10 protein-coding genes and 1 tRNA gene are annotated in these 21,022 nt (G+C 68.7%); 7 read left to right on the top strand and 4 right to left on the bottom strand.

Translation table 11 applies throughout. The annotated features are described in order from the left end of the window. Positions 1 to 155: 155 nt before the first annotated feature. Together FHU40_RS15625 and FHU40_RS15620 are read right to left on the bottom strand one after the other, a co-directional pair. Positions 156 to 4,931: a DEAD/DEAH box helicase gene (locus FHU40_RS15625; protein ID WP_183593202.1), complete on the bottom strand. Its 4,776-nt coding sequence runs from the start codon at positions 4,929 to 4,931 to the stop codon at positions 156 to 158. Positions 4,932 to 5,022: 91 nt separating this feature from the next. Continuing rightward, on the bottom strand, positions 5,023 to 6,315 hold the full coding sequence (locus FHU40_RS15620; protein ID WP_183593201.1) for a DUF1173 domain-containing protein: 1,293 nt from the start codon (positions 6,313 to 6,315) through the stop codon (positions 5,023 to 5,025). 357 nt (positions 6,316 to 6,672) lie between these two features. Here FHU40_RS15620 and FHU40_RS28330 point away from each other — a divergent pair, with 357 nt between their 5' ends. The 7 genes from FHU40_RS28330 (at position 6,673) to FHU40_RS15590 (ending at position 17,488) form a co-directional block, all read left to right on the top strand. Beyond that, complete coding sequence (locus FHU40_RS28330; protein WP_246390611.1) at positions 6,673 to 6,939, top strand: hypothetical protein; 267 nt, start codon at positions 6,673 to 6,675, stop codon at positions 6,937 to 6,939. Positions 6,940 to 7,076: 137 nt separating this feature from the next. Next, positions 7,077 to 12,236 carry an SNF2-related protein gene (locus FHU40_RS15615; RefSeq protein WP_343057882.1) on the top strand — a complete coding sequence of 1,720 codons (5,160 nt, stop codon included), beginning with the start codon at positions 7,077 to 7,079 and terminating at the stop codon, positions 12,234 to 12,236. A 156-nt stretch (positions 12,237 to 12,392) separates the two neighbouring features. Continuing rightward, positions 12,393 to 12,734 carry a hypothetical protein gene (locus FHU40_RS15610; protein ID WP_183593199.1) on the top strand — a complete coding sequence of 114 codons (342 nt, stop codon included), beginning with the start codon at positions 12,393 to 12,395 and terminating at the stop codon, positions 12,732 to 12,734. 789 nt (positions 12,735 to 13,523) lie between these two features. Further along, positions 13,524 to 14,018, top strand: a complete 495-nt coding sequence (locus tag FHU40_RS15605) for a hypothetical protein (protein WP_183593198.1) — start codon at positions 13,524 to 13,526, stop codon at positions 14,016 to 14,018. 113 nt (positions 14,019 to 14,131) lie between these two features. After that, positions 14,132 to 15,538 carry a hypothetical protein gene (locus FHU40_RS15600; protein ID WP_183593197.1) on the top strand — a complete coding sequence of 469 codons (1,407 nt, stop codon included), beginning with the start codon at positions 14,132 to 14,134 and terminating at the stop codon, positions 15,536 to 15,538. 324 nt (positions 15,539 to 15,862) lie between these two features. Continuing rightward, positions 15,863 to 16,204 (top strand): helix-turn-helix transcriptional regulator, encoded by a 342-nt coding sequence (locus FHU40_RS15595; protein WP_183593196.1) that lies wholly within the window; start codon positions 15,863 to 15,865, stop codon positions 16,202 to 16,204. 102 nt (positions 16,205 to 16,306) lie between these two features. Next, the gene (locus tag FHU40_RS15590) at positions 16,307 to 17,488 is read left to right on the top strand and encodes a tyrosine-type recombinase/integrase (RefSeq protein WP_183593195.1); all 1,182 of its coding nucleotides are present in this window, start codon (positions 16,307 to 16,309) and stop codon (positions 17,486 to 17,488) included. Positions 17,489 to 17,685: 197 nt separating this feature from the next. Here FHU40_RS15590 and FHU40_RS15585 read toward each other — a convergent pair. Further along, positions 17,686 to 17,759: transfer RNA gene (locus FHU40_RS15585), tRNA-Met, on the bottom strand. A 51-nt stretch (positions 17,760 to 17,810) separates the two neighbouring features. After that, positions 17,811 to 21,002: a UPF0182 family membrane protein gene (locus FHU40_RS15580; RefSeq protein WP_183593194.1), complete on the bottom strand. Its 3,192-nt coding sequence runs from the start codon at positions 21,000 to 21,002 to the stop codon at positions 17,811 to 17,813. Positions 21,003 to 21,022: the final 20 nt, after the last annotated feature.

Genomic DNA, 21,022 nt, shown 5'->3' with positions numbered 1-21,022 from the left:
AACGACCCGACGTGCCCAGGTTCCAGGCTGGCAACGGGCCGCGAGGCGCGCCTCGACCTCGACTGGGCCGGGCGGGGGCATCTTCGCCTGGTCCGGGACGGCCAGGATCGCGCCGTGGGAAGCGACGGCGACGAGTAGCAGGCCACCAAGGAACCCTACTGCTGGTCGCGGATGTCCAGTGGCGGCAGGGAGTCGACGATCGTCATGGTCTCCAGCGAGACGGTGACGACGCGGCCCAGCAGGTCGAGGATGTAGCGCGGGTCGCCGACTTCGCGGGACCAGACGTTCGGGTCGTTGACGATGCCGGAGTTCTTGTCGGTCTTCACGTGGTAGCGGTCGATGATCCAGTCCACTGCGGATCTGCTGCCGAGCCGGTAGCGGTGCGCCTCCTCGGGGATGCCGGCGAGGGTGATTCGGTCGTTGAACCGGATCGAGCTGTGGTCCTTGTCGGCGCCGCTACCGACGTACCGCATCTTCTTCTCGCCGACGGCGTAGAACTCGTAGGGGTTCCCGACGGGGCTGGTGTTGAGGCCGTCGAGCGGGTAGGGCTGCGCGGTCTCGTAGCCCCGGTGCAGCTGGTACAGGTCGCGGCCGGCGGCCGCGAAGCCGGCGAAGTCCGCGACCAGTGGGATCCGGGGCAGTGACTTCTTCAGGTCGGCGGCGTACGCCTCCCGGTAGGTCGGGGAGTGCAGCACTCCGTAGACGTAGTGGAAGACGTCGTCCTTGGTGATGTCCAGGCTCGGGTACGTCTGCTGGAAGCGCTGGCGCGCGGCGTCGGTGATGTTGTCGATGCGGCGGTACCCGTCGAACGTCTCGCCGGTCTCCTCGGTGGTGCCGAAGTCGAGAGTCCCGTCGTCGGGTTCCGCGATTGGCTCGTAGCGCCAGCGAGCGAAGAACTGGCCGGTGTCGAGGAGGTGGAGGTCGGGGATCGCGTCGGTGGCGATCGCGCAGAACTCGTAGTGCGAGGAGACCCCGGTGAGGAGCACACCGTGGTTTGCGTGTGCGGGGGTGGGGAACGCCTCGGGCAGCCGGCGCCGGTCCTCGTTGAGGTCGGAGGAGAAGTAGACGTGCTGGCGGAGGAAGGGCCGGTAGAGAGCGACCCTGTGGGCGTCGGCGGCGACGCTGAGGGGCTGGCGCTGGGCGTACTTGCTCAGGAGGCGCCGGGACCAGCTGATCACGTGGGGATCGCGGGGAACCTCGCTCTGGGGAACATCGGCTTGGAGCGACCGGGTGTAGGTGCCGACGAGGGTTTCGACGCTGGCGGAGACCGCCTCCTTGCTGGCGTTGTAGACCCACACGTCACGGTTGGTCGTCAGTCCCTTGGAGGTGCTGCCGAAGATCGAGGGCCCGCCACGGTCGTAGAGGGGCATGAAGGTGCCGAAGTCGCTGCGGCGCTGGTTCAGCCAGTCGCCGTGCTCGTCGGGGACGATGGTGTGCGGGTTGGTGCCGAGAATCGAGCCTGCCTGGACGATCTCGGCGACCTTCTCGTGGGCGGTGGTGAAGTCGCTGACCTGGGCATAGCGGAGCGTGCATCCGCCGGATCGTGTGTCGTCTTTGACCATGACGATGATGGCGATTCCTGCGATCGAGCCGCCGGACCCCTTGGCGTAGGCCTCGAAGATGGGGCGGCCCTCGGCGCCGGCGTTGCGTCGGTTGCCGCGCAAGTTGAAGACGTGGATGGCGGTGAACTCGTCGTACAGCGACTTCCTCATGCCGTCGGCGGAGTTGGAGGTGAGGAAGCCGCCGTTGGTCACGTAGGCGATGACGCCGCGGGACCCGATCCTCAGCGAGGCCCACTTGATGGCGCGGACGTAGGAGTCGTACAGGCCGCGGATCGAGGTGGTCGCCGACTGCGCGGCATAGGTCGCGCGGATGGCAGCGTCGATGGTGGGGTAGACGGTGTTGGCGTTGTCGTCGTTGGCTGAGGTCTGACCGACCGAGTACGGCGGGTTGCCGACGATGACGGTGATGGGCAGCTGGCGCTGTCGGGTTATCCGTTCGTTGTTCTCGGGGAAGATGTCGAGGTCGTCGCGGTCGCTGTCCTCGTAGGACTGGAAGGTGTCAGTGAGGACCAGCCCGGGGAAGGGGGCGGCTTCGCCGGCGCCGGCGTTCTCGGCGTAGGTGGTCTCGATGTTGACGGCGGCGATGTAGTACGCGAGGAGCAGGATCTCGTTGGCGTACTTGCGGGCCAGGTCGTGCTGCGTGACGAGTCCGCTTTGCAGGAGTCGGACGATGAAGGTGCCGGTGCCGGTGAAGCCGTCGAGGATGTGTACGCCCTCGCTGGTCAGTCCTTGCCCGAACTCCTGGCGCAGGACCTCGTCGACGGAGCCGAGGATGAAGTCGACGATCTCGATGGGGGTGTAGACGATGCCGAGCCTGTCGACGGTCTTCTTGAACGCGGTGGCGAAGAACTTGTCGTAGAGCTCGACGATGACACGCTGCTTGCCTGTCGCGTCGGTCACGCCCTCCACTCGGCGGCGCACGGAGCTGTAGAACTTCTCGAGCTGCTGGTTCTCGGCCTCGAGCGCGTGTTCGTCGAGGCTGGCCAGCATCAACTCCATGGTCTTGGCGACCGGGTTGTGGGCGGTGAAGTCGTAGTTGGCGAAGAGGGCCTCGAATACCGGGCGCGTGACAAGGTGCTGGGCGAGCATCTCGATCGCCTCGTGGGCGGTGATGGACTCGTTGAGGTTGCCGCGCAGGCCCTTGAGGAACTCGTCGAACTCCTTCGCTGCGGGTGAGCCCGGGTCGGTCAGCAGCCCGTGGATGCGGGTGATGTGGGCCTGGGCGATGTCGGCGACGTCCTTGGCCCAGGTCTCCCAGTAGCGGCGCTCGCCGACCTTGCGCACGATCCGGGCGTACATCGCGTCGCGGAAGCCCTCGAAGCCGTAGTCGAGCGTCAGCTGCTGCTCGGCCCCCGGTTCCCGGTCCGCGCCTTCGCCGTTGACGTTGACGTCGTCCTCTGTCGATGGACGCGGGGTGACGTCGACGATGTCGAGCCTTGGGGACTTGCCCTTGTTGAGCTCGATGCTGTTGATCATCGCGTGGAAACGGTCGTCGTGGGACCGCAGCGCCTGCAGCACCTGCCACACGACCTGGTAGCGCTTGTTGTCGTTGAGCGCCTCTGACGGCGCCACCCCGGACGGTACGACGACGGGCAGGATGATGTAGCCGAGCTTCTTCCGACCGGATGGGTCCTTGCGCATCACTCGGCCCACCGACTGGACGACGTCGACCTGGCTGCCGCGCGGGGTGAGGAACATGACCGTATCCAGCGCGGGCACGTCGACGCCCTCGGACAGGCAGCGGGCGTTGGTGAGCACCCGGCAGCTGTCCTCGGTGGGCTCGGCCTTGAGCCAGTCCAGGTGGGTGTTGCGTTCGTGGACACCCATGGTGCCGTCGACGTGGACCGCCTGCACGCGGACGTGGTTTCTGTCCTCCGTTGCGTCCTCCAGCGCCCGTTCGACCAACGCGGGGAACGCCGCGGCCGCTGCCTTGGAGGAGCGGATGTCCTTGGCGAAAGCGACCGCCCGGCGCATCGGGCTGCGATCTTCGCCTTGGCTGTGTTCGGGGCCGTAGTTCTTGGCCAGGCCGTTCCAGCATCCGATCAGCTTCGCGGCGTCGCCGAGCTGGATCTCGCCGCCTTGTGCCATAGCGGTCTGGAAGTTGCCCGCCACGTACGCCTCGTCGACGGCGAGCACGAGCACCTTGTAGTCGGTGAGCAGGTCCTGCTCGACGGCTTCGCCGAATCCGAGGCGGTGGAACTCGGGGCCGAACATTGTCGCGTCGCCCATGTCCGCGAGGACGGCCTCGGCCTCGGTGGCCTTGCGCTTCACGTCCTCGCCGAACACCCGTGGGGTGGCGGTCATGTAGAGCCGCCGGTCGGCTTTGAGGTAGTCGCCGTCGTGGACCTTCACGAAGTGCGATTCGTCGGCGCCCGCCAGGGTGACGCCCGTGGTCCGGTGGGCCTCGTCGCACACGATCATGTCGAACCCGCCGAGACCCAGCTGTTGGGCCTGCGCGACGACGTCGATCGACTGGTAGGTGGCGAAGACGACGGTCATGCGTTCCTTGGCGTGCTTCCCGGCCTGGGATCGCTGGTAGAGCATCTGGGCGTCGGTGGTGGCCGGCTCGGTGAGGTCGACGGTCGAGAGGTCCCCGTCGTCGGCCTTCGCCGTACGTCGGCCGACGCGCACATCGGAGCAAACCGCGAACGGCCGGATGTCGACCGCGGCCTGGGCCATCCACTCCCGCAGCGACTGGGAGAGCAGCTGAATGGAGGGCACGAGGAACAACACGCTGCCGCCCTCGCCCACCAGCTGTTCGGCGATCTTCAGGGACGTGAACGTCTTGCCGGTACCGCAAGCCATGACGAGCTTTCCCCGATCATGCTCGGCGAACCTGTCCCGCACCGCCTCGATCGCCGCCTCCTGGTGGGGCCGCAGCCGGTTGGCGGCGCTGACCACCACCCGGTCGGGCTTGCTCCAGGAGTACTGGGACCAGTCGATCCGGGCGTCGTCAAGGTAGTTGATGTCGACGCGCTGAACGACACCCTCGAGCGTCTCCTCAGCGTTGCCGGTCCAGCCAGCGGCCGTGTCGAACACGTACCGGGCAGTGAACTCGGTCCGGGCGGACGCGGAGACGAACGAGTCGATGTCGGACTTCGCGACCTTATGGCCGGCCTCGTACAACTTGCACTGGATGGCAGCGAGTCCGTCACGGTCGCGGTGCTCGGCCACCAGGTCGATCCCGGTGTCGGTGCGCCCCTGACGGCCCGGCCACTCGGTCCACAGCCACACGTTGGAGAACCTGGTCGTCCACTCGGGGTCGGTGGTCAGGTACGCCTTGATGAGTCGTTCGAACTTGTCGCCCTTGTCCCGCTCGTCGAGCGAGGTGGCGCGCAGTTCGCCCAGAACGTCGTGGATGGTGGGCATAGTCGGCAGTTTCTCAGGAAGGTCGCGGTGGGCGCAGCAGCATCCCCGCATCCGGGAGTGTCCACGGGTCGTCGGTGTGGCATGACGCTGCTCAGTGGTGGTCAGTACTAGGCCCGGTACGCCGATGGTCGGCGGCAGGAGGGAGGGACGGCATGTCCTCGGTGATGACCCACGTCCAGAGCTCGGTTCCAGTGGCGGTGGCGATCTCCGCGACCGCTTCGCGGTCGTCGGCGCTGGTGAGCAGGAAGGCGGCAGTGGGGGTCTCGGTGTCGGTGAATACCAGGGAGGCCATGGGCTTGTCGGGGGCGAGGTTGTAGCGCAGAGACTTGGTGAACCGGCGGCGTGCATCGAGTGCGGTGTCGAGGAGCAGCTTGTCGAACAGCGACTCGTAGGGCAGCCAGTGGCGGTCGGTCATGACCAGGGAGATCTCTTCGGCGGTGGCCAGGCCGGCGCGGCCCACGGAGAAGGTGGCGATGACCATCAGGTGGCCGTCGTCGTCGGTCTGGGACAGTTCGATCTCGTCGGCGAACCGCTCGTTGAGGCGGGCCAGGAGCGTGTCGTTGACCATGAGCGGCGCGTCGGGCAAGTGCTTGATGACCAGCTTGTGCCCGAACCGGGCCGGGTCGATGGACTTGAGTTCGCCGATGAGCATCATGAACTGCTGGGCGGAGCCGTGCTGCTGCATCGGCGCCCACGCGGAGAGGCGTCGTGCGGCGATCTCGGTCTTCTTCTCGGCGTTGAACGGCTCGGGGACGTAGAGGCGGGTGGCGAGCGGCTTGCCCTTGGTGAACTTGCCGCGGGCGGCCTGGCGCAGGTACCACGACACGATGCGCCAGTTGCGTTTGCCGTCCATGCCGGGCGTCCAGGTCGCGAGGTCGGCTTCTTGCCACAGGTAGTGCAGGACGGCGCGGAGGGTGAGGCGGTTGGGGTCGGCGGCGACGGAGTCGGCCACTCCCCCGCCACCGGCTCCGTTCGGGGCTGCTCGCTCGGCCTTGGACATGCGGAACCCGAGCTTGATGGCGGTTAGGCCGCTGTCGGCTTCCTCGGTGATCGCGCTGCCGAGGACCTGGCCGAGCCCGGAGAGCTGTTCGGGCGGTAGGTAGGAGGCGCAGCGGTGCGCGTGCTCGAGGCCGGAGTCGGGCATGCGTTTGATGACGTACTTGTCGGGGCCGATCTTGGCGACGTACATGGTGACGCCGGCGGGGCGGCACATGCACAGGGGCCGGACCCGGTCGGTGTGCGCGGCAGCGAGGAGCTGCTGCACGTCGCTGTTGTTGGTGTGGGCGATCCGGCGACCGTAGAGCTCGAAGGTCTGCCGGGCACCGGCGTGTTCGCTGGTGTGGTCTGCTCGGCCTGGGGCCGGGGCACTCTGTGTAGTGGTCATGCCCGGAAAGGCAACGAGCCGCCGTGCGGATCGGACGCCTTCGTGCACGATGGCGGGCGATTTTCCACAAGGTTCTCGCCGAGTGTCCGATCTGCGCTCTGGGTGGGTGCCTTTCGTGGTGAGGGCGGTGGTGAGCCGTGGCGTGGGTGCTGCGGCCGGCGTCCTCACCAACGGGTTGGAGGTGCCGGGGCGTGGCGCGACGTCGTGCGAGTGTTGCTGACTCTGATCAGCTGGCGCTGTGGGATCTTGGTGAGGAGCCAGGTGACCCGGCCGATGAGGTTCCTGTCGGCGCCGGTGAGGTCACCAGCGAGCGTGACGACCCGGCTGGCAGCTCACTGAGGGAGGAAGGGGCTCGGGATGAACCCGTACGGGACGCGGATGCGGGAGCACTACGCGAAGCATCGGGCCACGGAGTTGGCGGCAATCGCCGATCCGGAGGACTTCTTCGAGCAGCTGGGGCTGCAGATCTCGGAGGAGGTCAGGAGGCTGGCGGACCAGATCGCGGGGCCGTCGAGCCCGTCGGAGGGCTACGTGGAGCGGCTGGGCCGGTTGACGGAAGCGAAGGCGACAGCGGAGTCGGAGGTCCTGCGGGAGTACATGAAGCCGGGCCTGTCCCAGGGCTGACCACTCTCCCGCCGGCGGCCGCCGCCACTGCGAGCGCACCGGATGGGCTGATTCCGGCCGGCGAGCTGTTGCGGTTCCAACCCGGCTCGCAGCAGGACCTGGCTCCGACGACGACGCGGGAGCGGTTGAAGGCGAACGTGTCCGTGCTTGAGCTGCTGGCCGAGCTGGACGCGGAGAACAGGCTCCCGTCTGCTGAGGAGCAGGGGGTGTTGGCGCGCTGGTCGGGCTGGGGGTCGCTGCCGGAGGTCTTCGACGACACCGCTGATCACGCAGAGCCGGCGCTGCGGGCGCGCGAACTGCTGGCGGGTCGTGTCCGCTCGGCCGCGGCACGCACCACGCTGAATGCGCACTACACCGACGCCGCGCTGGTGAAGGCAGTGTGGTCGGCCCTCGGCGAGGCTGGGTTCGACGAGGCCGCCGGCGGCCGGGTCCTGGAGCCCGGCTGCGGCTCGGGCACCTTCATCGGGTTTACGCCCGCCCATGTGCGTGATGTGGTCGGAGTCGAGCTGGACCCGACCACCGCACGGGTGGCGTCTCTGCTCTATCCCGCCGCGGACATTCGCGCGGAGTCGTTCGCTGAGACCCGGCTGCCCGAGGGGAAGCTGGACCTGGTGATCGGCAACGTCCCCTTCGCCGACGTCGTCCCGCACGACTCGACGTACAACCGGCTCGGGCTGAGCCTGCACAACTACTTCATCTACAAGAGCCTGCACCTGGTCCGGCCCGGAGGGGTGGTGGCGGTGCTGTCGTCGCGGTGGACGATGGACGCGGCGAACCCGGCGGCCCGGGAGGCGTTCGCCGATATGGCGGACCTGGTCACGGCGCTACGGCTGCCGAACCAGACCCACCACCAGGCCGCCGGCACCGACGTCATCACCGACCTGCTGGTGTTCCGGCGCCGGGTCGAGGGCGAGGGACCGCTGGAGTTGATGCCCAGTTGGCGCGGTCTGGAGCCGCTGCCATCGTTCCGTGCGGGGACGGGGCTCGAGGACAAGGAGGTCATCCTCAATGCGCTGTTCGTGCAGCAGCCGGCCCGGGTGCTGGGTCGCCTGACCTCACGCTCGGGCCGGTTCGGGCCCGAGGTCGCGGTCAGCCCGCCGCTGACGGCCGATAGCCAAAGCCTCGCCGAGCGGGTCGCAACCGACCTGCAGCGCAAGCTAACTTTCGACCTGACCAACTACGCCGACGTCCGGCCTCTGTTCACCCCTCCCCCGGTCGCGACACGGCCCAGTGCCAACCCACCGGCGCGTACGCCGGTCGCACGGCTTAGCCGGTCGCCGCAGCAACGGGGCGAGGAGGAGCCGCTGGTGCTGCCCGATCGGGTGGTGCGCGCCGAGGGGCACATCAGCGTGGACGAGGACGGAGGTTGGCAGCACGTGTTCGACGGCGTCCCAGAGCCGTTGAAGGTGCCGAAGTCCCAGGCGAACGAGCTGCGGATGCTCACCGAGCTCCGCGACACGGTCGTCACGTTGCTGGAGGCCGAGGCGACAACTCCCCTGCCCGGTGACCTGCCGACGGCCGCCAATCTGACCAAGGACCCGTCGGCCGCTGGTGAGGAGCAGATGACGGCGCTGCGGGAGCGGCTGAACCGCCAGTACGACGCCTACGTCAAGCGGTACGGGCCGATCAACCGCGTCACCAGCCGCCACACCGGCCGGATCGACCCGAAGACCGGCGCGCCCGTGCTCGCCCAGGTGCGTCCGCGACAGGGCGGATTCGGGGACGATCCCCACTCCCCTGCCGTGTTCGCGTTGGAGCACTACGACTCCGCGACCGGGACAGCCCGCAAGGCCGACATCTTCACCGAGCGTGTGGTCGCGCCACGGGTGCTGCGCACCCACGCGGACTCCCCGGCCGACGCCGTGTCGCTGTGTCTGGACACCTACGGCGAGCTGCGCACCAGCGAGGTCGCCCGGCTGCTCGGTGTTGACCAGACGCAGGCCGCGGCCGAGTTGGAGTCGTTCGCGTTCGTCGACCCCGACACCGTCAAGCGCACCGAGGACGGCTGGACGGCCGACTGGGTGCCGCGGGCTGAGTTCCTCTCCGGGAACGTGCGCGCCCGGCTGACCAGGGTCGGGGAGGTCCTCGAGCAGCTGGTCGAGGGCGCGGCCGCGACCGTCGACCAGTCGGCACAACCGATGGTGCGCCGCCTCCAGGCGGCCGAGACCGCGCTGGGTGAGGTGCTGCCCGAGGACCTGGGGCCCACCGAGATCGTCTCCCAGCTCGGCGTGCCGTGGGTGCCGGCGGAGACCGTGGAGCAGTTCCTGCGCGAGACGCTCGAAGACCGCACCGTGGAGGTGGAGCATCCTGGCGGGTCGGTGTGGTCGGTGCGCGGAAACCGACACTCGGTGGCCGCCCGGAACACCTGGGGCACCGAACGCGCCTGTGCGATCGACATCGTCCAGGCGTGTCTGGAGCAGCGGCAGATCCGGGTCACCGACGAGACCCCGGACGGTCGGCGGATTCCGAACGAGACCGCCACGTTCGCCGCGCAGGAGAAGGCAGAGGAGCTGCAGGAGCGGTTCGCGACCTGGCTGTGGGAGGACCCCGACCGGTGTCAGCAGCTGGTCCGCGCCTACAACGACAAGCTGAACGCGATCGTGCTCCGCTCCTACGACGTCGACGAGGACAAGCACTACCCGGGCATGGCACGTGTCCAGGACGGCAGCCCGCTGCGGCTGCGACCGCATCAGCACGCCGCGGTGGCCCGGATGGTGGCCCAGCCCTCGGTGCTGCTGGCCCACGAGGTCGGCGCGGGCAAGACCCTCGCCGCGGTGACAGGTGTCTCCGAGCTGCGTCGGCTGGGCCTGGTCCGCAAGCCGGCGGTGGTGGTGCCTAACCACATGCTCGAACAGTTCTCGCGGGAGTGGCTGCAGGCCTACCCGCAGGCCCGCATCCTCACCTGTGGCACCGAGGACCTGGTCAAGGGCAAGCGACAGCTGTTCGTCGCCCGAGCCGCGACCGGCGAGTGGGACGCGGTCATCCTGTCCCGCTCGGCGTTCGAGAAGATCCCGGTCTCCAAGGACACTGAGGAGGCCTACCTCGACGAGCAGCTGACCCAGCTGCGGATGTGGCTGGCCGCCTCCGAGTCCGAGCGCGGCCTGTCGGTGAAGCGGCTGGAGGGCACGCTGGCGCGGGCCGAGGAGCGGTTGAAGAAGCTGCGCGACGTCGAACGCGACCCCGCGATCACCTTCGAGGCCACCGGGATCGACTACCTCTGCGTGGACGAGGCGCACGGCTACAAGAACCTCCGACTGGCCTCCAACATCCCGGGGGTCGCTGTCGACGGGTCGAACCGGGCCACCGACCTGGACTTGAAGATGTCCTACCTGCGCGGCCGCCACGGACGCCGGGTGTCGACGTTCATGACCGCCACCCCGATCGCCAATAGCGTGGCCGAGGCGTACACGATGCTGCGCTACCTCGCCCCCGCTGACCTGGAGGCGGCGGGGATCAGCGACTTCGACACCTGGGCGGCCACCTTCGGGCAGGTCGTCACCGACCTCGAGCTCTCCCCGTCCGGGACAGGGTTCCGGATGAAGGCCCGGTTCGCAAAGTTCAACAACGTCCCCGAGCTGCTGCGGCTGTGGCACCAGGTCGCCGACGTGAAGACCGCAGACGACCTCCACCTGCCCACCCCCGACCTCGATGGCGGCCAGCCAGAGACAGTGGTGGTCCCGCCGAGCCAGGAGCTGGTCGACTTCATGGCGCTGCTGGCCAAGCGGGCCGACGCAGTCTCCTCGCGGTCGGTCGATCCGAGCGAGGACAACATGCTCAAGATCAGCGGCCACGGCCGCGCGGCCGCGCTCGACCTGCGGCTGGTCGACCACCAGATCGACGGCCTGGGGGCGTTCTTGGACCGAGAGCCCTCCAAGGTCGACGCGGTCGCCGAACGTGTCGCCGGTATCTACCACGACCACGCCGACGTCGTCTTCGGTCAAGACCCCGAGCCGGGTGCCCTGCAGCTGGTGTTCTGCGACCTGGGCACGCCAACCGGCGCGGGCTGGAACGCCTATGAGGAGCTCAAGGCCCAGCTCGTCTCCCGCGGCGTCCCGGCGGCCAAGGTTCGGTTCATGCACGAGGCCAACAACGACCGCGCGAAGGCGCGGCTGTTCGAGCAGGCCCGCACCGGCCACGTCGCGGTGCTCATCGGGTCGACGGAGAAGATGGGCGTGGGCACCAACGTGCAGCGCCGGGCGGTCGCCCTGCACCACGTCGACTGCCCGTGGCGGCCCGCCGACCTGGCGCAGCGCGACGGCCGCATCATGCGGCAGGGCAACCTGAACGAGTCCGTCCAGGTGTACCGCTACGTCACCGAGTCCTCCTTCGACACCTACCTGTGGCAGACGGTGGAGCGGAAGGCCAAGTTCATCAACCAGCTGATGCGCGGCCGGCTCGACGTGCGCGAGATCGAGGACATCGGCGACTCCGCGCTCTCCTACGCCGAGGTGAAGGCCCTGGCCTCGGGTGACCCGCGGATCATGGAGCTGGCCAAGGCCGAGACCGACACGACCAAGCTGGAGCGTCTGGAGCGGGCCTGGGCGGCAGCCCAGCGCAGCCTCGGGGCGACGATCCGGGAGGCCGGGCCGCGTCTGGAGCGACTGGAGACCGACCGCGAGCAGCTGCTGGCGGCGATGCCGCTGCGCCGCGACACCGACGGCGACGCGTTCTCAATGAGGATCAACGGTGCGGCCTACGGCAAGCGTGCCGATGCCGCCCCCGCGCTGCAACGGGCCCTGCAAACGGTGCAGCCGTACCAGCGCGACCCACAGCCGCTCGGTGACGTGGGCGGGCTGCACCTGCAGGCGACTGCGGACTCGTGGCTGGGCCAGCCCCGGTACGTCGTCTCGCTTGTCGAGGTCCCGCGTGTACACCTGCTGGTCGAGGCCGGCGACGTGCGTCAACCGAACGTCGGCCTGGTGACGCGGGTCGAGAACCTCCACCGGCGCCTGGAGCGGGTGCTCGACGACGTCGACATGGACACCGGCAAGATCACCTGGGAGGCAGAGAAGGCCCAGGCGGGCCTGGTCGACGTTTTCCCGCGTGCCGGCGAACTCGCCGAGGTTCGCGCGACGCGGGACCGGCTCTCGGCCGAGCTGGCAGCCGGCAGCGCCGAGAAGGCCGCCGGCGAGCACGCGACCGAGCACGGACCCCAGCCCAGCACCCCAACCCGCCCGCCCGGTCAGCCGGGCCAGGCGGGCCAGACGGGTCGCCCCGCGATCGCGCCTCCGCCTCCTCCCCCGCCGCGGCCTGACGTGGGTCCGCGGCCGCCCGGCACACCGGGGTGGTCGCGATGAGCCCGGCCGGGAGTCCGGTTCCTGTCCACAGGCGGGGCCCTGCGGCGCCGTTCTCCACCGGTTCGGGCGAGCCGGGCGTGCTGTGCTCGCCTGTTCTGTTCCACTGGGTGGCGGGGTCGGGTCCGCTGCCGACCTCTCTCGAAAGGACGACACCTGATGCCTGTTCCCACCACCGATCGCGCCGGTGACGTGTACGACGCGACCCCGGACTTCGTCTATGCGGTCTCGCTGCTCGCCGCGCTCGAGGGCGCGACCGGGCAGGACGGGCACGCCATGGTGTTGCCGTTCCTGGGCATGGCCCGCGCCGAGCTCACCGACTTTGGGCAGCGGCGCCCGGCCCGCTACGTACCGGTGCAGATCGGCGACCTTCGGTCCGGGCTTGCCGACCTCGAGCAGCGCCTTACCGCGCTCCTGGCGGACTCGCAGGTGCTCCAGCACAGCCTCCGCCTCGACTCTGCTCGCCGGCTGCTGCGCCGCGGCGTGGCCGCTGTCGCCTAGGAACCCTGCGATGACCGCGGCCGGGTCCGCGAGGTCACCGGCAACCTGCTCGACCAGCCGGTCGGGGCGCTGGTAAGGCCGGTGGAACCGAAACTTCGTTCCCCACGGGTGGTACCGCGGCGCAATCGTGAAGCGGTGGACCGGCGGGGTCGAGGCCGCCGCCGATCGCGACTTTGTCCAGCCTTCACAGGCACGGCACCCTGACCGTGGCCGCGGAGTTGTGTCGGACCTGTCGGGAACACTCAGGGGCCAACGAAGGAGGCCGACCATAACTACCACGGACACTCGACGGATGCGCCTCGCCTGGCATCACGGCCGACGACGGCGCGACTATCTCTCGCTGCAAGCCACTATCACGCCTTTGGCGGCCGATGGAGATCACACTGCCCTCGCCAACGTGATCGTCGCGGTAATCGAAGAGTGCCTACCCCGCGACGTCGGCCCGACGGGCACTCCGCCCTCCTTCTTGGAGACTGGGAGGAGATGACGGGCTCCCCCTCCAGTACCCGAAGGACGCCACCGACCTCGCCCCTTGGCATCAGGTCGAGTGCTCACCCAGCACGGCCTCAGCCGGGACGACATCACCGGGGTCGTCGGCTACGCCCGATCCCGCTGGTGGAAGCCCGCCACTGCATGGGAGAAGCGCGTAGCGGAGAGCGAGCAGTAGGCGGAGGGGCACGGCCACCTCTCCCCCACCGCCTCGCTCACGGCGCTCCGCCGCAGCCTCGACTGTAGTCACGTCAGGGTCAAGGTGTCCGATCCTGCACGTCGGAGGTTGCTTCTCCGGACATGACCAACGCGCTGCCAAACGATGCGACCTGGACCGACTATCTCAACGCGCACGGCGGCCCCGAGGCGCCGGGATGGTGGGTGACCCTGCGCTGGTTCGCCGACTCGGTGCACCCGCGGCCGGAAGTCGTGGGCCCGTACTCGTCGTACGAGCAGGCGGTGGCCGCCATGCAGGACTCGCCCCTCATCGACGGCTTCGCCGAGGACACCAACCGCAACGAATGGCTCGATGACGTGTACGTGGCCACGGATCCGGCCTCGATCGCCAAGATGTGCGCCGACTACGGGCACCGGGTCACGCTGATCGACCCGGGTGACCCGAGCCATTTCGGGGACCCCGACCCCACCCCGCCGCGCAACGCCGCCTCAGTGACGGCCCGTCGCGGGCTGCTGCAGGCCGGCGCACTGCACCCACCCGGCTCGGATGAGAGCCGGCCGGACGCCGAGGGCGTCGCGGAGCCAGGAGACCGCCCCCCCAGCCCGCCGGGCAGGTAGTCGCCCGTCTCCACAAGCATTTCCCGCCGCGGTGTCCGATCCGACACCGCGGCGGTTGCTTCTCCGGGCATGGCAACGACTTGGCCCGTACGGCGGCCGGCTGGTGGCCCGCGATGACGGTCTCCACCTATGGCGAGCACGCCGAGAACGCGGCGCAGGCGCTGAACAACCTGATCCGCGATGCCGGGATCCCAGCCGACGAGGCCGCAGTCGACCAGCTGCTGCATTGCCGCGAGGCCGTGGTCGACGCGCTGCGGCAGCGGCTTTACGACGTCGGCCAGGACAGCTGGTACCCGCCGCCGGACCACCTGCCGGCCCGCACGCCGAAGCCGACACTGGCTGTGCTGGACGAGAAGCTGGCGACGCTGGTGGACAACATCGCCTTCGCACTCCCCACGCTCCCCCTCGACGAGCGCCGCTCCCCGGCCGACTACCTCGCTCCCGCCTCGATGGATCCGACGGTCGAGGCGTGGCGAGCGGCGGCCATCGAGCTGCTGGCGGCCTCTCATGCGCTCTCGGCGGCCGCCGAGCAGCCTTGGCGCACCGATCCGGGGGCCGGCTGGTGGGTGATGCGCGACGTGTCGGTGGCCCTAGAAGCGGTCGTCGTGCTCGACTCCCGCCTTGAGGAGGTCGGCCTGCTGGCTGAGCATCAGCGACCGGATGACGCGATGAGGCTGGACGAGAAGCGCATGGTGCTCTCCCAGACAGCCCGGGTCGCGACGTGGCATGCCACGAGCGCGAGCCCCGAAGCGGCCACCCCTCGCATGCGGCAGGCGGCGCCGTCGACGGTGGTGGAGCTGGTGTCGCTGGTTTCGACGCCTGACGACCTGGCGGACGCACAGCAACGCCTTGCCCGGTTCCTGCGCCCACTCCATGCCTCCGACGCGTTCTACGCCGCTGAGCCGGAGATCACCGCCGACTCCGCGCGGCAGGTTACGGCCAGCCAGCTCTACCTGTGTCGTGCGTTCGCGAAGGCCGCCGGCCAGTCGGTCAAGACCGGCAAGTTCGCGGCGCTCTTCGAGGAACGCGCCGAGGTGCTGGAGTCGTTGCAGCCCCAGATCAGCCACTTGCTCGACGTCTCCGAGGAACGGGACCCGAACATGCGCCGCTTCTGGCAGCAAAGCGAGCTCACGACCGCGGTGGCCCGGATGGAAGACCAAGGCGTGCCGATCCGGCTGCAGCCCACGCAGATGGTCGAGCTGGCCAAGGCAACCCACGAGGTCACCCACAACCTGGGCAAGGCACTGCGCCGCGAACTGCTACGTACCAACAGCAACCTGCGTGATGGCAACCCTCGTCACGCGGACGGGCCTGTCCGGGTCGGACGACGCTCGCGGCTGGAGGCCACCCTCACCGATCTGATCAACATGCCAGCACCCAAGTTGCCGGTCGCACAGTTCAACAACCCGCCGCAACGGGCCGCTCTGCGTCGGACCCTCGACATGACGCCGACCGCGTCGCAGCCACCGTCCCCATTCCCCGCCGCGCGCAGCCTCGGCACGAGCGGCTACGGCCAGTGAGAGAGGGGACCTGCCGTGTGTCGTCCGTCCAAGGCCGAACTCCAGGCCCGCCGCCGAACAGTCGGCCAGCAGCCTCCATCGAGCTCGACTGGCATCACCACGACGGCTGCCAAGCCGGGGAAGACCACGACTCAGCGCAGCCATCCCCCTCCGGAACAGCGCCCCGCGCATCCGGTCGCCATGCCGGTCGATTCCGACGGAGTTGCCCAGTTCGACCCGTTGCTGGCAGCGGATCAAGTTGCCCCGTGGCTTGCGCCAGCCGAAGGCCAACCGGGAACACGTAACGACAGCCCGGCTGGCGCTGGGATGAGGGACTGAACCACCATGGCACGACCAACTGCGGCACAGAGGCAGGCACGAGCGGTACTCGATGCGCGAGAGAAGTCAGCCACGGAGAGGGCGGAGCAGGCCCACTCGGCGGAACTCTCGGCACCGACCGGCGCGCCCGGCCGGTCAGCGTCCCCGTCGACGTACGGTCCCGCCTACGACCCGCTCCTGACCGTCGACCAGGTGTCGGACTGGCTAGGCGTCCCCAAGGGCACGCTGTACCAGTGGCGGAGCCGAAGCCGAGGACCGCGCGCGATCAAGGTCGGCAACGGCATCCGGTACCGGCGCAGTGAGATCGAGAACTACCTCGACCTCCACACCGACGCGCGCCCCGCCTGATCTGGGTACGATTTCGATCAACCACCGCCACGGAGAAGTCACCATGTCTCGTAACTCAAATGCCCTGGGAGTCAGCTCGTTGCGTTCGCGTGAGGCCGGCCGGTGAGCGGTCGGCCGCCGATGCCCCCTGGGACCTGGGGGAAGATCAGCGTCACGCGGACCAAGACCGGGACCTACCAGGCCGAGGCTCGCTATGCCCTCTTCAGTGGCCGTGTAGCCAAGCAGCGCGCTCGCGCTCACAGCGAGTCGGCCGCCCGAACCGCCCTCATCCAGAAACTGCAGGCCCTGAAGGGTTCAGATGTGGGGGACGGCGAACTGACCCCACAGAGGTCGATCGCCGAGTTGGCCGCCTTTTGGCTGAAGGAGAAGGAGGTCGACAACAACGTCAGCGCCAATTCGCTGCGCGCCTATCGGAGCGTGGTGAACAACCAGGTGCTTCCGGCAATCGGGCAGCGGAGAATCGCCGACTGCCGCACAAGTGTCATCGACCGAGTCATCAAGGACCGCGCCGCGACTGGAGCGGACGTGACGAAGCTGCGGAACGCGCTGCACCAGATGTTCGGCGTCGCAGTCCGGCATGACGCCATCCCGGCGAACCCGGTCAAGGAGGTCGCTCGGATCTCACGGCCGCGGAAGGAGATCACCTACCTCGACCTCGAGCAGGTCAACCAGGTCCGTGCGCTCATCGACACCGAGATGAAGCGCAAGCGACCCGGGCCGCGGATGTCGGCCGACCTCCGCGACATCGTCGACCTGATGCTCGCCACTGGATGTCGCATCGGCGAAGCAGCCGGCTTCATCTACCCCGAGATTGACCTCTCCTCCGAGACCCCGACCCTGACAGTGTCGGGCACGATCGTCACCGAGACCGGTAAGGGGACGTTCCGCCAGCCTTGGACGAAATCGGACGCCGGCTACCGGACCCTGTTTCTCCCACCATTCGCCGTCGACATCCTGATGCGCCGGATGATCGAGAGTCCCGCGAATAGGAACGGCGCGGTCTTTACGACCCGCAACGGAACGTGGCGTCAGGTCTCCAACTGGGAACGGTTGTGGAACCGGGTAGTCGATGGCACCGCCTACGACTGGGTCACGTTCCATACTTTCCGCAAGTCGGTCGCGACGCTGATCGACCAGACGGTCGACTCGAAGGCGGCGCAAGCCCAACTGGGTCACGCCAACGAGGACATCACGCTGGAGCACTACATCCACAAGGCCAAGGTCGCGCCTGACCTGACCGACTACCTCGAACGGTTCCGGCCGCCCATTACGCCAAAGACGTGACGAGGCCCACTCGGCGCCCGCCCACTCGAGAGTGCCCTCGCTGTGTTCACGGCGAGGGCACTTGCATGTTCGCGCCCGGGGGGACGCGCGCTAAGTGCCCACACAAAGAGCCCAATTTCCGCCCACTTATCGCTTTTGGTCAGAATCCTGAAAGGCCCTCTGACCAGCGTTTCCGCTGGTCAGAGGGCCTTTCTTCGTAGCGGGGGCAGGATTTGAACCTGCGACCTCTGGGTTATGAGCCCAGCGAGCTACCGAGCTGCTCCACCCCGCGTCGGTGAACCCAACCTTACAGACCGGGGTGGAGCACGCCAAATCGGGTCCGTCAGGACGACGGGCTCGGGGACTCCGTGGGCTCCGGCGAGCCGGAGGGCTGGGCGGGTTCGGTGGGCTGACCACCCTGGCCGCCCTCCCCCGCCGGCGGCGACTCGGGCAGCTGGTCGGCGAGCTCGACGGCCTGGCTGACGAAGTCCTTGCCGCGGTCCATGAGCTGCGCCCAGCGGACGGTGTTGCCGGCCCGCTGCGCCTGGTCGGCCGCCTCGAAGGACGCCTCGGCCTTCGCAAGCAGGACGGCGATCTGCTGGGAGATCGTGCCCTGCGGCTCGCCGCCACCGCCCTTGCCGCCGCCCTTGCCGTTGCCGCCGCCGTTGTTGCCGCCCGGCGTGACGTTCGCGTTCTCGACGCCGAGGGCGTCGGCGAGCGCCTCACGCAGCGTCTGGCCGATGCCGACCTGGTCGCCGTACGAGACCAGCACGTACTGGAGGATCGGATAGCCGCCGGTGGACCCGGTCCGCTGGGCATAGACCGGCTCGACGTAGATCAGCCCGCCCTCGACCGGGATGGTCAGCAGGTTGCCGTAGAGCGGTGGGTTCCCACCCTGCTGGAAGGGCAGCAGCGCGTTGCGGACGTCCTGGTTGCCGGCGAACTCGCTGGCAATCAGGGACGGTCCGTTCGTCTGCGCGTTCTGGATCTCGAGGACCCGGAACTTCCCGTAGTTCTCGGGGTCGGTCGCGTCGGAGTCGACCGACACGAACGCCGCGAGGTTGCTCTTGCCGTACGGCACGAAGTCCGTGGTCAGCGACCAGACGTTCCGTTGCGCACCGTCAGCGGCGGCCTGGTTCACGAACAGCCGGTACGGCGGCTGCAGGAAGCTGCCCCGCGAGTTCGGGTCCTCGGGGACCTCCCAGCGGTCGTTGCCCTGGTAGAAGTCGCCCGGGTCGGTCACGTGGTAGCGGGCGTACTGGTAGCGCTGCGCCTTGAACAGGTCCTGCGGGTAGCGCAGGTGCGACAGCAGGTCCTCGGGGATGTCGCTCCTCGGCTGGACGGTGCCGGGGAAGGCGCTCTCCCAGGCCTTGAGGATCGGGTCCTCCTCGTCCCATTCGTAGAGCGTGACGGTGCCGTCGTAGGCGTCGACCGTCGCCTTCACCGCGTTGCGCATGTAGTTGACCTCGTCGGTGGGCAGGGTGCGCAGCCCGGTCTTGTCCTGCAGGGAGTCGTCGGTCATCGTCTCGAACGACTCGCGCTGCGAGTTCGGGTAGCGGTCGGTGGCGGTGTAGCCGTCGAGCACCCACAGGATCCGGCCGTCGACGATCACCGGGTAGGCGTCACCGTCGATGGTCAGCCACGGCGCGAACTTCTCGACCCGGTCGCGCGGGTTGCGGTTGTAGAGGACCTGGCTGTTCTCGTTGACGCGCTCGGAGAGCAGGAAGTTCGGCTCGCCGAACTTCACGGCGTACATCAGCTTGTTGAAGAAGCCGCCGATGTGGACGCCGCCCTTGCCGTCGTACGTCGTGGTGCGGTCCTCGGCGTCGGTGTTCCCCGTGGTGTCCTCGGGGGCGACGGACGGCGTCTCCGAGGCCGAGTCGGTCGGTGCGTCGGACGGGGTCTCCGACGGCGAATCCGTAGGCGCGTCCGAGGGCGCGTCGGCGGAGCCGGTGTCGGCAGCCTCGCCGCCGACCGAGAGGTCGAGCTCGACGGACGGGTCGCTGGGGGCGGCCTTGCCGACGATCGAGTAGTCCGGGCTCTGCTCACCGAAGTAGACGCGGGTCTCGTAGTCGCCGACCGCCTCGGAGAGCGTGCGCTGGCTGTTGTTCTGGATGCCCTCGGCCCACTGGATGTCGGTCTTCTCGGGCCCGTTGTCGGCCGGCCGCTGGTTGGCGTAGGCCGCGATCACGCCGTTGCCGTGCGTGTAGACCGTGTGCAGGTTGGACCAGTTCTTGTCGCCGGTGTTGATCTTGTCCTGGTCGAGCTCGCGGACCCCGAGCACCAGCGCCCGCTCGGTGTCGTCGATCGTGTAGCGGTCGACGTCGAGCACGTCGGCGACGGAGTAGTAGACCCGCGCCTGCTGCTGCTGCTCGAAGGTCTGCCGCACCAGCTGCGGGTCCACCAGCGGCGCCGAGCTGGTCTGCCCGAGCAGCGACGCGAACGCGTCGGCCGTCGCATCGGTGCTCTCGGCCTTCTTGGTGTACTCGGTGACCTCGACGTTGTCGTCGTCGATGGCGTACGCCTCGCGGGTGGCCTTGATGTTGGCGTCGATGTACGGCGCCTCCTTGTCGGCCTCCGACGGCTTGACCTGGAACTGCTGCACGATGCCGGGCCAGATCAGGCCGAGCAGGATCGCGGAGACCGCGAGCAGCGCCAGGCCGACCGACGGCAGCAGCCAGGTGCGGCGCCACACGTTCACGAAGAACAGCACCGCGCAGATCACGGCGATGCCGAGCAGGATGTTCTTGGACGGCAGGATCGCGTTGTGGCCGGTGTAGTTCATGCCGGTGACCAGGGAGCCCGAGCGGGTGACCAGGTCGAAGCGGTCGAGCCAGTAGTCGGCGGCCTTCACCAGCACGAACAGCCCCAGCAGCACCGAGATCTGCACCTGCGCCGCTCCGGAGAGCCGGTCGCGGGAGGTCTGCAGCCGGATGCCGCCGTACAGGTAGTGGACGACGACCGCGGCGATCAGCGCGACGACCAGCACCGCCATCGAGTAGTCGATGAGGTAGTGCAGCCAGGGCAGGTCGAAGACGTAGAAGCCGATGTCCTTGTCGAACCACTCGTCGCGCTGGCCGAACGAGCCGCCGTTGCGCCACAGCAGGTAGCTGCGCCACTCCCCGATCGCCGAGCTGCCGGCGAAGGCACCCAGCACGACGGAGATGCCGACCAGCAGCCAGGTGCGGATCGGCGTCACCGCGTCGCGGTAGCGGTCGAGGCCGGTCTGCTCGGGCGAGTTCGGCCGGAAGAACGGGCGGAACCGGAAGGCGAGGTAGATGTTCAGGCCGACGACGAGGCCCATCACCGCGCCGAAGACGAGGAACAGGCCGGTGCGGGTCCAGAACAAGGTCGTGAAGACGCCGGAGTAGCCGCCGGCCTTGTACCAGAGCCGGTCGGTGTAGAGCGACGCGAAGGTGGACAGGCCGAGGAAGGCGAGCACCAGGACGATCGCGGTGATGATCAGCGCACGCGAGCGCCGTGACCCGCGCGGCGGCGGGGCCTCGCGAGACTCCTCGTCGAACAGCTCACTCATGCCTTGTCTCTCCCTGTTTC

Origin of the sequence: Nocardioides soli (assembly GCF_014191495.1) — a bacterium.
GTDB lineage: Bacteria > Actinomycetota > Actinomycetes > Propionibacteriales > Nocardioidaceae > Nocardioides > Nocardioides soli.
The sequence above is the reverse complement of the archived record's forward strand: the minus strand, read 5'-3'. Positions and strand labels throughout refer to the sequence as shown.

Bases quoted from the DNA above. Each gene is read 5' to 3' on its own strand.
- FHU40_RS15600 (WP_183593197.1), top strand. From the start codon at position 14,132: ATGACGGTCTCCACCTATGGCGAGCACGCCGAGAACGCGGCGCAGGCG.
- FHU40_RS15595 (WP_183593196.1), top strand. From the start codon at position 15,863: ATGGCACGACCAACTGCGGCACAGAGGCAGGCACGAGCGGTACTCGAT.
- FHU40_RS28330 (WP_246390611.1), top strand. From the start codon at position 6,673: ATGAACCCGTACGGGACGCGGATGCGGGAGCACTACGCGAAGCATCGG.
- FHU40_RS15605 (WP_183593198.1), top strand. From the start codon at position 13,524: ATGACCAACGCGCTGCCAAACGATGCGACCTGGACCGACTATCTCAAC.
- FHU40_RS15620 (WP_183593201.1), bottom strand. From the start codon at position 6,315: ATGACCACTACACAGAGTGCCCCGGCCCCAGGCCGAGCAGACCACACC.
- FHU40_RS15580 (WP_183593194.1), bottom strand. From the start codon at position 21,002: ATGAGTGAGCTGTTCGACGAGGAGTCTCGCGAGGCCCCGCCGCCGCGC.
- FHU40_RS15625 (WP_183593202.1), bottom strand. From the start codon at position 4,931: ATGCCCACCATCCACGACGTTCTGGGCGAACTGCGCGCCACCTCGCTC.
- FHU40_RS15610 (WP_183593199.1), top strand. From the start codon at position 12,393: ATGCCTGTTCCCACCACCGATCGCGCCGGTGACGTGTACGACGCGACC.